The organism is Shewanella violacea DSS12 (assembly GCF_000091325.1).
Classification (GTDB): Bacteria; Pseudomonadota; Gammaproteobacteria; order Enterobacterales; family Shewanellaceae; genus Shewanella; species Shewanella violacea.
On the sequence record NC_014012.1, the window covers coordinates 254,062 to 268,023 of the forward strand.

Annotated in this window: 13 protein-coding genes; 6 read left to right on the forward strand and 7 right to left on the reverse strand. The window is 46.4% G+C overall.

Annotation, left to right across the window (positions count from 1 at the left end):
* Positions 1 to 115 precede the first annotated feature (115 nt).
* The 3 genes from ftsE (at position 116) to rpoH (ending at position 3,118) form a co-directional block, all read left to right on the forward strand.
* A complete protein-coding gene (ftsE, locus tag SVI_RS01010) occupies positions 116 to 811 on the forward strand; it encodes a cell division ATP-binding protein FtsE (protein ID WP_013049500.1) in 696 nt (231 codons plus the stop codon).
* A gap of 35 nt (positions 812 to 846) precedes the next feature.
* Entirely contained in the window at positions 847 to 1,812 is a 966-nt protein-coding gene (gene ftsX, locus SVI_RS01015) for a permease-like cell division protein FtsX (protein ID WP_013049501.1), read from the forward strand.
* Between the two features lie 445 nt (positions 1,813 to 2,257).
* Positions 2,258 to 3,118, forward strand: a complete 861-nt coding sequence (gene rpoH, locus SVI_RS01020) for an RNA polymerase sigma factor RpoH (RefSeq protein WP_013049502.1) — start codon at positions 2,258 to 2,260, stop codon at positions 3,116 to 3,118.
* A gap of 337 nt (positions 3,119 to 3,455) precedes the next feature.
* Here the strand turns inward: rpoH and menE are convergent, their stop codons facing one another.
* From menE to SVI_RS01050, 5 genes are all read right to left on the reverse strand, one after another.
* Complete coding sequence (menE, locus tag SVI_RS01030; protein WP_013049503.1) at positions 3,456 to 4,940, reverse strand: o-succinylbenzoate--CoA ligase; 1,485 nt, start codon at positions 4,938 to 4,940, stop codon at positions 3,456 to 3,458.
* A 14-nt stretch (positions 4,941 to 4,954) separates the two neighbouring features.
* Complete coding sequence (menC, locus tag SVI_RS01035; RefSeq protein WP_041419554.1) at positions 4,955 to 6,022, reverse strand: o-succinylbenzoate synthase; 1,068 nt, start codon at positions 6,020 to 6,022, stop codon at positions 4,955 to 4,957.
* Entirely contained in the window at positions 6,019 to 6,801 is a 783-nt protein-coding gene (gene menH, locus SVI_RS01040) for a 2-succinyl-6-hydroxy-2,4-cyclohexadiene-1-carboxylate synthase (RefSeq protein ID WP_013049505.1), read from the reverse strand. Before menH ends, menC begins: the two co-directional genes overlap by 4 nt.
* Positions 6,801 to 8,510 (reverse strand): 2-succinyl-5-enolpyruvyl-6-hydroxy-3-cyclohexene-1-carboxylic-acid synthase, encoded by a 1,710-nt coding sequence (gene menD / locus SVI_RS01045; protein ID WP_013049506.1) that lies wholly within the window; start codon positions 8,508 to 8,510, stop codon positions 6,801 to 6,803. The genes menH and menD overlap by 1 nt, the downstream gene beginning before the upstream one ends.
* A 130-nt stretch (positions 8,511 to 8,640) precedes the next feature.
* Complete coding sequence (locus SVI_RS01050; RefSeq protein ID WP_013049507.1) at positions 8,641 to 9,081, reverse strand: Lrp/AsnC family transcriptional regulator; 441 nt, start codon at positions 9,079 to 9,081, stop codon at positions 8,641 to 8,643.
* A gap of 301 nt (positions 9,082 to 9,382) precedes the next feature.
* Between SVI_RS01050 and yjeH the strand changes: the two genes are divergently transcribed.
* Both yjeH and SVI_RS01060 read left to right on the forward strand, forming a co-directional pair.
* Positions 9,383 to 10,648, forward strand: coding sequence for an L-methionine/branched-chain amino acid transporter (yjeH, locus tag SVI_RS01055; protein WP_013049508.1), 1,266 nt, complete (start codon positions 9,383 to 9,385; stop codon positions 10,646 to 10,648).
* 131 nt (positions 10,649 to 10,779) lie between these two features.
* On the forward strand, positions 10,780 to 11,604 hold the full coding sequence (locus tag SVI_RS01060) for an HDOD domain-containing protein (RefSeq protein WP_041419555.1): 825 nt from the start codon (positions 10,780 to 10,782) through the stop codon (positions 11,602 to 11,604).
* Positions 11,605 to 11,671: 67 nt separating this feature from the next.
* Here SVI_RS01060 and SVI_RS01065 read toward each other — a convergent pair whose 3' ends face one another.
* Together SVI_RS01065 and SVI_RS01070 are read right to left on the reverse strand one after the other, a co-directional pair.
* Positions 11,672 to 12,124 carry a tellurite resistance TerB family protein gene (locus SVI_RS01065; protein WP_013049510.1) on the reverse strand — a complete coding sequence of 151 codons (453 nt, stop codon included), beginning with the start codon at positions 12,122 to 12,124 and terminating at the stop codon, positions 11,672 to 11,674.
* A gap of 127 nt (positions 12,125 to 12,251) precedes the next feature.
* Positions 12,252 to 12,770, reverse strand: a complete 519-nt coding sequence (locus SVI_RS01070; RefSeq protein WP_013049511.1) for a DUF2780 domain-containing protein — start codon at positions 12,768 to 12,770, stop codon at positions 12,252 to 12,254.
* A 181-nt stretch (positions 12,771 to 12,951) separates the two neighbouring features.
* Between SVI_RS01070 and SVI_RS01075 the strand changes: the two genes are divergently transcribed.
* On the forward strand, positions 12,952 to 13,665 hold the full coding sequence (locus SVI_RS01075) for a hypothetical protein (RefSeq protein ID WP_041419556.1): 714 nt from the start codon (positions 12,952 to 12,954) through the stop codon (positions 13,663 to 13,665).
* Positions 13,666 to 13,962: the final 297 nt, after the last annotated feature.

A 13,962-nucleotide genomic window follows, 5' to 3' on the forward strand; every position in this document is an offset into this window, starting at 1 on the left:
GTACCCAAGAGAACGAAGAGCAGAAATAATTTATTCTGTATCCAAGAGAATGAAGAACAGAAGTAACTTATTTAGAGCCTAGGCCAGGGCTCTTTCAGAGGGAAATGAGAAATAGATGATTCAATTTGAGCAAGTAAGTAAAGTTTATCCGGGTGGGCAGAAAGCCTTAACTGATGTTAACTTTCATCTTCAAAGAGGTGAAATGGCATTCTTAACGGGTCACTCTGGTGCCGGTAAGAGTACCTTGCTTAAGTTAATCACTGTGATTGAGCGTGCTAATACTGGCCGGGTATCCATTAATGGACACAATATTGCCAAATTGTCTCGAAAAGATGTGCCATATCTTCGACGAGATATCGGCATGATCTTTCAGAACCATCACTTGTTAATGGAGAAGAGCGTTTTCGATAATGTGGCCCTGCCACTGGTTATCGAAGGCTTTTCCCTCGGCGAGATAAAAAAGCGCGTGTTAGCGGCGCTGGATATGGTTGGCCTCTACGGTAAAGAGCGCCACCACCCAATCATGCTGTCTGGTGGTGAGCAACAACGTGTAGGTATCGCCCGGGCGATTGTGAATAAGCCTCCTTTGTTATTGGCCGATGAGCCCACGGGAAATTTAGACCCAAAATTATCTATGGATATTTTGCGTTTATTTGAGACGTTTAATGACTCAGGCACTACTGTCTTGATTGCTACACACGATTTAGGTCTGATCGCGAGAATGAAATACCGAACCTTGACCCTGAAACAGGGACGAGTGTTAGGAGGGGAGGAGCCTACTTCTGCTCCAGAAAGTCCATTTACCGTTTAAATTCATATGATGTCTAATGGCACACAGGGAATGACATGAGCAAGAAGCCAAAGCTAACAAGAAGCAAGTTACCCATCTCCGGCCGTATTGTGATGTTCTTCATTCGTCATATACAACATGCCATGGGAAGTATGGGTGAACTCTGGCGTAATCCAATCTCCTCTATCATGACTATGGCAGTGTTGGGGGTGAGTTTAAGTCTACCGGCAGCACTACAAGTTTTAGTTAAAAATGCCGAGACGATAACTCAGTCCTGGAACAGCGCCGCCGAGATATCGTTATTTGTTAACGATGCTCGTAGCGAGAGAACGATTCAAAGTTTAATAGCCAGAATTAAGGTTTACCCTGAAGTCAGCGAAGTGAATTATATCAATCGTGACCAGGCACTGGAAGAGTTCCGGTCATTGTCAGGATTCGGCGAAGCTCTGTCTTATTTAGATACTAATCCACTGCCAGCAGTGGTGACTGTGACACCGAGTCTCAGATATTCGAGTCCAGCCGGTGCCCGTGAGTTGCTTAAGAAGTTAGAGCATGAGCCTGAAGTGAGTTTTGGCCGACTCGATATCGAGTGGTTGGAAAGACTACAGGCCGTGGTGAAGTTACTCGAGCGTACAGTGTTAGCGATTGCCGCCTTATTGGTGTTAGCCGTGGTACTCGTAATAGGTAATACCATACGCTTGGCCATTATGAATCGTCGTGACGAGATCGAAGTGATGAAGCTAGTTGGAGCGACAGAAGCTTTTATTCAGAGACCCTTCCTGTATACAGGGATCTGGTATGGCGTCATAGGTGGTATCTTGGCTTGGATCATTATCAACGTCTTGGTCTTGTATCTCGACAGTGCATTGGTAGAATTACTGGGCTTATACGGTAGCAAGCTACAGATGGAATCTCTGTCTATGGTGGAGCTGTTCCAGCTTGTAGGGCTTGCCTCTTTCTTAGGTTGGTTGGGCTCATATCTTTCTGTCCGCCACCATCTGAGGGCGATCGAACCTTCATAATTAGATGCTGGAATACTTTAGGGCTCGGTCTTGAGCCCTATTAGCTTTTGTTAGAGCGATAAGCTTTATGAACTAATCTGCGCTTTGCTTGTCTACTCACTGAGGCGAGCCGTTTCTCACGGGACAGGCCTTTAGTAAGTAATTCTTATAAATAGCCCTTAAAACTAGCTTTAGAAACTAATTTTTAAAAAAATCGGCTAAAGAAGCCGTAAAAAGAGATAAGTTAGTATCAATTATTTCATCTTAGGTGTGTTGACATAAGTTGTCAGATCGCCGATAGTTCATCATCTTGCCCTTTTTACCTCGGTATTGAACAGAGGGCACGCCGCAACAAAACTTTCATCTTGTTGGAATAAGCCAGTGCTATATTCTGTCTTGTATATCTATGAAGGTATTGTTTGCTGTATTTGTTAGGCCAGTAAGTTAAGACAGAATAGGAGAGTGAATGACTGATATAACGCAATCAATGGCACTTGTGGTTCCTCATGGAAGCGGTAGCCTAGAAGCTTATGTTCATTCGGCACACAACATTTCTATGTTGGAAGCCAAGCAGGAACATGAGTTGGCTAAGCGTTTACAGGAAACTGGAGATATACAGGCTGCAAAGCAGTTGATTATGTCCCATCTTCGTTTCGTTGTTCATGTCGCCAAGGGTTATAGCGGTTACGGCTTGCCCCAGGCTGATCTTATTCAAGAAGGCAACATTGGTCTGATGAAGGCGGTTAAGCGTTTCGATCCAAATGTTGGAGTTCGCTTAGTCTCTTTTGCCGTTCATTGGATTAAAGCCGAAATTCATGAGTATGTGCTTAAAAACTGGCGCATAGTGAAAGTCGCTACCACTAAAGCTCAACGCAAGCTGTTCTTCAACCTTCGTAAGTCGAAGAAACGTCTTGGTTGGTTTAGTGATGCTGAAGTGGGTATGGTTGCCGAGAATCTGGGCGTATCTAAGGCCGATGTGACCGAAATGGAGTCACGCATGGCTGCTCAAGATCCTGCGTTCGACCTTGCTAGCGATAATGACGATGACATTCAGGATTATGCACCAGCTCTGTACCTTGAAGATCACTCTTCAGATCTAGCGAATCAGGTCGAAACAGATAATTTTGAGGCCGATAATCAAACTCGTCTTCTGGCTGCCATCAAGACGCTTGATGAACGTAGCCAACATATTCTTCAAGCCCGTTGGTTGAATGAAGATAAGACAACGCTGCAAGAGCTAGCCGCAACCTACCAAGTTTCTGCCGAACGTATCAGGCAGCTTGAGAAGAATGCCATGAACAAGCTCAAGGGTCGTATGGAAGCGTAAAGCTCACCAGATTCAAAGAGAATATGAAAACCTGCTGCGGCAGGTTTTTTTGTGTCTGGAACATTTATGCCGAGAGCCCATGGATGGAAAGCTATCGGGTTTGTATATGGATATACTTATCCCCGATCGCAGGGATAGCGATGGAGGGGGTTTGTGTCTGGATATACTTATCCCCGATCGCAGGGATAGCGATGGAGGGGGTTTGTGTCTGGATATACTTATCCCCGATCGCAGGATAGCGATGGAGGGGGTTTGTGTCTGGAACATTTATGCTTGAGTTCCTAGCTTCCTAGCTTCCTAGCTTCCTAGCTTTCTAGCTTTCTAGCTTTCTAGCTTTCTAGCTTCCTAGTTCCTTCCCCAATACCGCCTCAATTATCTGTTTGCGCGATATCTTCAAACTGGTTTGCTCGACCTCAGGCCAGAGATAGTATTGGCGAGGGCGTTTAAAGCGGGCGGCTTGGCTGCAGACTAAGGTATCTAGCTCACTTTGCTGCGGGATATAGCCCTTGATGATCGCGGCAGGCAAGTTACCAAACTCGTCATGGGCCAGAGGAAAGATGATAGCCTCTTCAATCTCTGGGTGCTGCTTGAGTATCGCCTCTATCTCTTCTGGTTGGATATTTTCACCACCAGAGATAAACATGTTGTCACAGCGACCTAAGATGCACAGGTTGCCGTCATCATTCCAATAACCTCTGTCTTTGGTAAAAAACCAGCCATCGGGACCCACTGGAAGTGTTATCTGTTTTTCATTCTTTGTTAGAGCATGAGTTTGAGGATCGGTAACAGAATGCTCAGGAGGATGAGGCGTGAGATAACCCAGGAAGAGTGTTTTTCCCCTGACATAGATCTTATTATCTTGAATCTTAAGTTCTCGTCCCGGTAGTAGATGACCACTACTGCCATCTTCATTGGCATAACCTGTGGTGATTTGAGAGCCCATCTCTGTCATACCATAGCTGGTAAAACTAGGTACATTTAACGTTTTCAATTGAGCTAAAAGAGTTGAAGATATTGCCCCGCCTCCAAGCAGAAGCGCCTTAACCAATTTAAGACTGCTGGGGTCTTGTTTTAATAGCCTGATCAGCTGAGTCGACACCAATGAGAGATGGGTGATCTTATCTCTGGCTAATTGCTCCGAGATTTTTGACTCTCTATCTTGTAATACCACAGATGCGCCAGCTAAGACGCAGCGGTTGATGATTGCCAGACCGCCAATATGAAACATCGGCAAGGTTAGCAGCCAGCTATCACTGGATTGCAGAGGTATGAAGCAGCGGGAGCCTTCGGCATTTTCAATATGGTTATTGAGGCTGTGCAACGCGGCCTTGGGCTGACCTATGCTACCCGAGGTGAGAATAATATTGACGGGGAGCTTGGCATCGATGCTTTTTGCAAGGGAGTCGCTCGATAGGCTCATGTCTATGGCTAAGACTAGTTTTGTATGGGTTAGTAGGTCCTGGCTTAATAAGTCTTGATGCAGCTCTCCCGCCCAGACATGGCTCAATGCATATCTCTCGACGAGCTCGGTTAGCTGTGTCTGAGGAAAGCGTGGTGAGAGTGGGCAAAAGAGTATGCCTTGATCGATACATGCCCAGTAAAGCATGATCAATTCGACTGAGTTATTGTCAATACAGGCGAGCCTGTCTCCTCTTGTTAAGCCTGCGGCTAGAAGTTGCTCACCTAGGCATATGACCCTCTGACTCAGGGATAAATAGCTGAGCGCCGTGTTGAGCCCCTTGCTGCGCCAGCTTATCGCTACCGCCTGTGGATGAGTGTTCGCCGACTGATGCAGGGGAGAGATAACAGGGACTCGTTGCAAGGGACCTCCTCTACCTAGACAGATTTTATCAAGTTGAGATCATCACACCTAAGGCATTTAGTCTTGCCAGACTCTATGATCAAATCTGTGCTAAATGCGCCTAAAGTATCTAGCCCCGGAGCCTCATCAGGCGACATTATCTGGTTTAATCTTGCTAAAGCCTCAATGCCTAAGCTGGCCTCTAGGCTGGAGCTCAATATGGTTCGCACGCCATATAGGTCGGCTTGATGCTGTAATTTTTGTATCTTCTCTAATGTGCCCATTAGCATAGGCTTGATGATTAGCGCCGTTAGGCCAGGCTGCATTTCAAACTTGAATGTTGGCTCGTTAAGGGTTTCATCTAATGCCCAGGGCATGCCTATGGCTCGATAGAACATTGGGTTATCGTTATGGTCGATGCAAGGCTCTTCTATGTACTCGATGGCGTGGATAGGCAGACAGGCGGCAAATTCGATGGCCTGCTCTAAGGTGAAGCCACGGTTGGCATCGAGTCTGAGTTTTAGATCGGGTCTTATGGCCAGCACTTGATGGACAAGCTGGATCTCTTCTTCCAATGAGGCTTGGGCGACTTTTATCTTAACCGAATGTGTGTCCCTGCTTAGGGCGCGAACTCGGTCGTGCAAGGTGCTAATGGGATCGCCTTCCGTGTGATAGATGAGCGGGATGACAGTATTTTTCCGCTGTGACAGGCCTGAATCATCGAGTTGGCCGATAAGCTTGGCATAGAGCAGACTCAGGCCGAATGCGAGTGACGGGTATTGCGTCTCATCGGCTAGATCTAACAGATGGATTAGCGGCTTATCTATGAGGGAGTCGAGTCGCTCTACTAGCTGTTGGCTAACATCTTCCATGCTTTCCTGACTGAAGCCCATCAAGGGATGACCATCAATATCCAGGCCAGACAATGGACTTATCTCAACTAACTCGGTGCGTAAGTCTGCTGTTTTCGCGGCTTCCGAGTTGCCCTTTACTTGCAGCCTGAGAACCAGTCCGCTACGTTGATCGATTCGCTGTTTGCCGACGGGAAGCAGTTTATCCAGAGGGATCTGGTAAGAATATAGCTGAGCCGAGGAGATGATCATTGAGGAGTCTCTGTGAGTTGTAATATCAATTGCTGACAAAATTTATCCGTAGCAGCCAGATGCACATTATGCCCGGCTTGCTCGAATTGATGCACTGTTAATTGTGACTTGTGCTGCCAGTCTAGTGCCAGGGCTAAAAACTTACTGTCATTTTTTCCAACGTAGTAATGACAGGGAGTTGGGATCTGATTGGGTAACTGAGATAGATCTTCTTGAACGGCCAGGGATGTTGCCAGGTAGATAGACTGCAGTCCTTGAGCACAATTTTTGCTGCGCGTTTCGACCAAGGCTTGGCGTTTGGACTCAGATAGCTCGGAAAATACGCCTTGTTGATACCAGGCATTGAGAAACTTATGCATATTCTGGCAAGCGAGTCTGGCGTTCCACATCTCATCGTTGCTGAGTCTGGCTTGTCTATCTCTGCTGCAGGTGAGTCCGGGGTGAGCGGACTCTAGATGTAAACTGAGGATCTGCTCGCTGTATTGCCGGGCAATATGCAGCGAGATACGGCCACCGAGTGAGTATCCCAGTAGATGGTATCTGTTTATGTCCAGAGCCGATATGGATTGATGAACTTGAGTCGCCACCCGATACAAGCCAGGAGTGTCGAGTGTCAGTGCTGGGCTGTCTCCGTGTCCTGGCAAGTCGATGCAGATGCAGTAAAAATGTTTGCTCAGTTCAGGTAGCACAGAGGCCCAATCGGCTCCACTCCCCAGGAAGCCATGGATCATGACCAGAGCCGGTTTAATTTTGTTACCGTGGCAAGTCAAGGCCAGCATTAGTTTTGCTTGACCCAGGAAGCGATTTTAGCAATCTGTTGACTGGCCTGATCTTGCGCCACTGTCACTTCGATAACTGAGGGACCATTAAATTCAATGGCATCCTGATAGGCTGCATGGAAACCCTCGATATCATCGACCTGGTTGTAGGCTATGCCAAACATGGCGGCACCATAACCAAACTCCAAGCCATGGGAGAGGCGGTAGTAATCGTTTCTTAACTTCTCATCTTGGATTGGTAATAAGTTGAAGATGTTACCGCCATCGTTGTTTAAGATCACCAGGACAAAAGGTGTCTTCATGGTACGTGCTATGGCAAGGGAGTTAAGATCGTGCAGCTGGGATATATCGCCTATGACTAAGGTGGTTAACGTCTTGCAGTGCTTGGCTATGCCACAAGCCGTTGCCAATAGCCCATCGATACCAGATGCTCCTCGGTTCGTGTAAACCGAGCCGTATTCCGGGGTCATAGGGGCAAACATATCATAGAGACGCACGGGCAGGCTGTTGCCAATAAATAACTGCTGTGATGGTGTCTGTGATTTGGCGATGCTACGTATTACCATGGCCTCACCAAATTCACCATTGTCTATCTGGTGCTGGAACAGGGTTTCCAGGCTGTCATTGACTTGAGTCAGCTGCAGAGCCCAGTTGACCTGTGAAGATCTAGGCCATGGCAGTGAGGCAAATGTGTGCAGATCACACAGCCATACTTGTTTGGTGCTATGGCTGGGATCTAGCTGCATCTGTGCTGGCAGGACTTGCCAATAACGCTTCCATTTTTGCTCCGCAAGATAGCTGATTAATCGTTTCGATATCAGACGACCACCGAAGACTAAGACGCGTTCGGCCTGTTGTAAAATCGCCTTGGCCTTAGGCTGATCGAGTAATTGGTCTATATTGCCAATAACGCTTGGGTGTTGTCTGAGCTGAGACTGAGCATCTGTGAGCAGTGGCCAACCAAGCTTTTGTGATAACAGGATCAAGGCTTCCGGTGATTCTTTAGGGGATAGAGTGCCGGCAATGATCACCCCCTTGCCATGAACGAAGCGTGCCAAGGATTCTTGGCTGGGTATGCTCTGCAATTTAGCACTGGAATATTGAACATAGGATTGACTGGTATCTTGCCAGATTCCTAAGGTACTCAGGTATTTGGTAAAGTTGGCGCTCATGGTGGAAGGGTATAAGGGTTCTCGGTACATGCAGTTGATGTGCACGGGTCGACTCTGATTACTGATGGCTTCATCTATCTTAGCCAGGAGAGATTCGGGGCGAATAGCGAGATCCGGTGTAGGTAGGTTTATCTGTTTAGCGTACTGAGAAAAAATTGCTGGCTGCACTATGGCTTGATTGGCGCCGCAGTCGAGAAGTTCCGGTGGTCTATCTCCTGACAGTACGATGAGAGGGACATGGGTCAACCAGGCTTCAATTATCGCAGGATAAAGGTTGGCAACAGCGGTTCCCGATGTGGTAATTATCGCGACAGGAGCCAGGCTTGCTTTGGCTAAACCTAAAGCCATAAACCCCAAGCCTCGTTCGTCAAAATGCAGATGTTGTTGCAACTTCGTCTGTTTAGCGGCGGCCAAGGTCAAGGGAGTCGAGCGCGAGCCCGGTGCCATACACACATGTTGTACCCCCAAACGCGCAAGCTCCTCTAAGATCAGGGTGCCCCATAACAAGTTAAGTTCGGCTGTCTTTTCGATCTGCATAGATAGTTACCATAAAGTTGATATCGCTAGTCTAGCGTGAAGTTGGGGGGATTTCTAAGCTAAACCACATAGTTTATGCATTAGTTAGCTTTCTAGTTCGTGGTCAATGAACTCTAGGTGTGAAATTAATTTATTCGTCCCGGTTATCTATCCACTCACTCATGACCACATGGGTTTTTATTTTGATGATATCGGTTTGGGAATCGATAAACTCTCTGATCTCATGGAGGCGTTTCATCGAAGGGGCCCGCACATAGACTAAGAGATCCATATCTCCAGTGATCCCCCGGCAAGTCACTACCTCGGGAATGGAATGGAAAACGGGAACAACATCGGCACAACGCGGGCATCTGTGCTGGATCTCGAAGTAGGCAGATACTCCCTCTTTTTGCGATTCGCTAAGTAGTACCTGGTAGCCACGTATGATACCTGTGCTCTCGAGCTTCTTAATTCGCTCGGAGACAGCCGAACGAGACAAACTCACTGCCTCGGAGATGTTGGATATGCTCTGTCTGGCATTTTCTCTTAACGCCTTGATGATCGCCTTATCGAACTTGTCTAATTGATCCACCTAATACTCCTGATCACCTATGTGTCGCTGTTACTTGTTGCCAACTATTTGTCGGAAATAATGACTATAACCGACGTTTTGTCGGCGCATAACTCAAATCCGTTGGTTGAATACGACAGTTTGTATCGAGAGCTAAGTTTATACTAATGGAGCATATCCCCATAGTTATGGGGGTGTGAAAAGTATTTAGGCCAAATTTAACTCCATAATTATATCAGCCTTGCACCAACGATTTGATGGTTGTCTGTGATATTAACAATCAATAGGGTAGGGCTGCTATAGCAGTATAAGGGCAAGGTAGATGGATCAGATAAAGGGAACAATTGGGCGCTGGCAGGGGGCAGGCTTGATGGCGACAACGTTATTGGGCACAGGAGTATTTATCTTGCCACAGATGACGATAGCAACGGCAGGTAATGATGCCTTACTCGCATGGCTGCTACTAACGCTTGCAATCATACCAGTCACACTGATTTTTGGTCGATTAGCCGGGGCTTTTCCCCATGCCGCCGGACCTGCATATTTTGTCGAGAAGGCATTTGGTCGGACTGCGGGGAGAACGATAGGATTGATTTTCCTCTTGGTGGTGCCACTCGCTGCCCCTGCCGCTATCTTAATGACATTTCAATTTGTCGATGCCATGGTGCCAGTATCAGGCTGGAGTCAGATAGCTATGGAGCTAGGCTTGCTAGTTTTGCTATTTTTACTTAATTTCAGAGGTATACATGTCTCTGCCAAGCTGCAATTTGTACTGACAATAGCCATTGTCAGTGTTGTGGTCTTGATGTTTGGTGCCGGTGGATTGAATCTGCATAAGCTGGAGTCTATATCTAGAGTAACCTCCAGTGATGCAAGTTTAATCATGGCTGCTGCAGGTATCGCTTTCTGGAGTTTCTTAGGGGTGGAAGCCATGACTCATTTGGCCAATGACTTTAAAGATCCTAAGAAAGACATGATCCCTGCCATGATGATAGGCACTGTCTTAGTGGGAGTGGTTTATCTCGCGTGTACAGGACTCTTACTGATGACCCCAGTTGAGACTGGGACAGGTTTAGCCATGGTAGCAAGCTTCGATAACCTGCTTGGTGGTTATGGTGCTCAAGTGATTGGTATTTTAGGCATAGCGGGTGGTTTGGCGACTGTAAATGTATATACGGCCAGCGTTTCTCGCTTGTTGTGGAGCTTTAGTCGGGAGGGCATATTGCCGGGTTATTTTGCTTCTCTCAATCGCCATCAGGTTCCTGCAAGAGCGCTGGCTGCCGTGTTACTCGCCATGGCCTTAGTCATAGTCTTAACCCATATTTCGGGCCAAGAGCTTGAACATCTGATTGCATGGACCAATGGTGTGTTTGTTATCATTTATCTGATGTCTATGCTCGCCGCGGCAAAACTACTGAGTAAGCGTTACTTACCTCTGGTGGCGATAGGCAGTCTGTTCTGCATCATGCTTGGTTTTGCCTTGGGGTCGAGCATGCTATATGCGCTGATCATGATCTTAGTGGTTGCACCGATTTTATGGTGGCAGAAGAATCATCTCTCACGTAAGCAAGAGCTGCAAGCTGCCTAGGTTAGCTTATTGTGGAAAGCTCCGAATTTGCCATAAATAAACGGGATTCTGTGAGAGATAAACCTGAGCATATTCGGATTTTCTGTTCTATATTTTTAACTCTAAGTTAAATGATTTGTGGAGGATATAGAATGGATTCAGCCGCATTACTCAGTCATATAGATGAGTTACCACGCTTACCTAAGGCGGTCAGCGAGTTGCTCGATCTGGTTAACAATGATGCTGCCTCGGTGGCAGAAATAACCGAAAAAATCTCTCACGATCCCCTCGTCAGCGCCCGAATTTTACGGCTAGTCAATTCGGCTCATTATGGTCGCAGCAGGGAGGTAGGTTCAATAGATGAAGCTGTGGTTCGTTTGGGTATGCAAACCCTGAGAACCTTAGTAATAGCATCGGCGGTAATTGGTGCCGTGCCTATTATCGCAGGTATTGACCTGGGTGAGTTCTGGGGGAAAACATTCGAGGTTTCTCTCTATGGGCAGGAGCTTGCCAAGCGATGTGGTGCAGCTCCGGATACGGCATTTACCTGTGGCATATTGCACGATATTGGTGAGCTGCTCATTGCCACAATCGAGCCTGATAAATCGGCTAAAATTCGTGAGCTCGCTGCCAATGGTGATAAAAAGTCACTCATAGAGCAAGACATCTTGGGCTATGAGTCGGCAGATGTTGCTGCATTATTGGCAAAAAACTGGAATTTCTCCCCTGAACTTGTCGAAGGAATAAAGTATCAAAACCATCCCTATAAAGCCGATCCCTTCTCTAAGCAGGCGGCGTTATTAGCGCTTTCTCATATAGTGTTAGATGAGTGGGATGAGGTCGATGAAAATGAGAGAACCAGTTGGCTATCCCAACAAGCGACGGCTGTAGGTTTGAAAATGGAAGTTGGGGGGCTACAGGATAAGATACTAGAATTGAGAGGCAAAGGCTTGGATATTGCCAAGCAATTGACCTAAATTTCAATATCCACAATGAGTCTATTCCTGGGTAAGTATCAGGGCTCAGCCTCCTAACAGCTAGCCGCTAAGCTTGACTGTCCATGGCCAAATTACGCATCTGTATGAGTTCACTGTGTCTCAGATACAGTAGGTCTGCGGTCCTGCGAATGATCTGATCTTCATATTGGCACAGCTGACCGTCGGCATAGGCTAGCTTCCACATGGCTAATATCAACTTCTGTTTCTGTTCGACGTCACACTGCTCGTTTATCTCTTTGGTGAATTCATAGAGAGAGATCGAGTCGCCTTGTATCTTCTTAGCTTCATCGATGAGAACTTCAGCTTCTGCCTGTGTCAGAGATAGGGCCTTAATCATGAGTTGTGGCAGTAGTTCTGCTTCCTCCTCACTCAAGGTCTCATCGGCAAAGACGACTTCGAGCAGTAGACTCACGGCGGCTAAATCTAATTGGCGGGCTTTCTCTTCCGGTGTGATGGCTTGTGAGTGTGACGTTAGAAATTGTTTTAATTTAGCTAACATAAAAGACCCTGTCGATTTGAAGTGAGTTCAGAATAAAGGGTTAGAGTAAAAGATGAAATAAGAGTTCACTTGTAAACTAGATACAATAATGAATCTTACTTCATCTCCTTTTCCCTTAGCTGCAAGCTTAAAGAATGACGCTCAGGCCTTTCATAAGCATATCTGTGGTTCCTTCACCGGCATTGGCATCTAAGTAGCCTTTAACTATATCAACCATAGGGGCTGCGAGTTCCTTAGATATTCCAAGTTTTTCGAAGGCGTCGTAAACCTGAGCACCGCCTTGAAGTGAGCTGCCCAGATCGCCAGCTTTTGCTAGTAAACCTGACATACCAGATTCGTTATCCAAGGCTGGAGCCGCTGATAATAGGCTGTCTATACCTGGAATGGCACTGGCGATAGAGCTAAAATCATTACCGCCCAGTGTAGATTTAGCCAGAGAAAGTAAGCTGCCTAATCCGCCTTCAGCCTGAGACTTATTGAGTCCTAGCTGTGACATGACACTGCCTACAAGATCATTGCTTTGGGTCTGTACGACTTGGGGTTTTGCTTCTTCCGCTGAAAAGAGGTTATCAAACCAACCTGCAGTCGCTGGGGTGCTTAAAGTCGTGCTAGCGAGTAGTAGGCCGATCACTGCTGATAGTTTCATTTTTTCTTCCAATGGTTAATTAATTCAATTGTTGCAAGCATTCTAGCTTTTTTAACAATAGTATTGCATCTATTTTACCGTTTCAGCTCAGTAATGTGGTATTTCATCGGTGCAAAAAGTATCAAATTTCGGTATCCTAGCTGCCTTATTCTGCTTATTTAATTATCTATTGGAAACACCCATGCCATTGTCTGCGATATTAACAGAAGCCTATAACTTCTTTCGTAATCATATTAGCCAGTTAGCCGTATTAACTGTGCCTATTTTATTTGTTCAGGTAGGTATTCAGTTGTGGCTAAGTATGGAGATCAGGGGGGCCGATCTAGAAAACCCTCAGTTTGGTGCCTCACACATGGCGGCCATGATGGCCTTGTTGTTGGTCTTTTCACTCTTAATCGCAGCCTTTACTATCTTCTTAGAGATCCGCTCACAGGGTCATGAAGCGAGTACAGCACTGATATTGAAGACCAGTTTGAACTTCGTTCCTGGTTTGTTACTGGCTGGTGTATTCTCAGGCTTAGCTATTCTCGCTCCTGTGATGATTTTTGCAGCCTTCGGCCCCTTGTGGCTAATCGGGCTCACCATGAGTATCTATATCTTTGCCAGACTCGCCTACGTGAATTTTATGATTGTCGTCGAACGGTTAACGCCATTCGAAGCGATTAAGGCGAGTTTTAAATTTAGTGGTCCAATAGCGTTTAAGACCCTGATGGTACTTATGCTATACATACCTCTATCTCTCGTGGGAGGCGCAATTTCGGCTCTGGTTGATTCATTTTTTCCTGCTCAGCTGATCGTCGAAGTGTTTATTGCCTTCATAGGTCTATTCATCAATGTGGCACTTTTCCGTTTGTATATGGTGTCACGCCCTAACAAGGTAGATGGCGAAGCTTAAGCGATAAATTGACAGATCCGCTGACTGGCTCCTAAGGAGTCAAGTTTGCGGATCAAAATCTATCGGGAAAAATGCCAGGATTAACAGAAAACCTGCCTAGATGCGCACATAACTTGGCTTATCCAGCCTGCTCTAGCTAGCCTAAAAGCGAAACAGCATCTTGCTGATTAATACCTCTATATCCCCATGGCGATAGGTTTAACTCCTCCTGTTTAACCCCTCCTAGTTAGTTGAAATTGAAATTCTGCCAAGCCAATTGTTGCATACAATATGCAATGTGTTACATTTATGTTATTC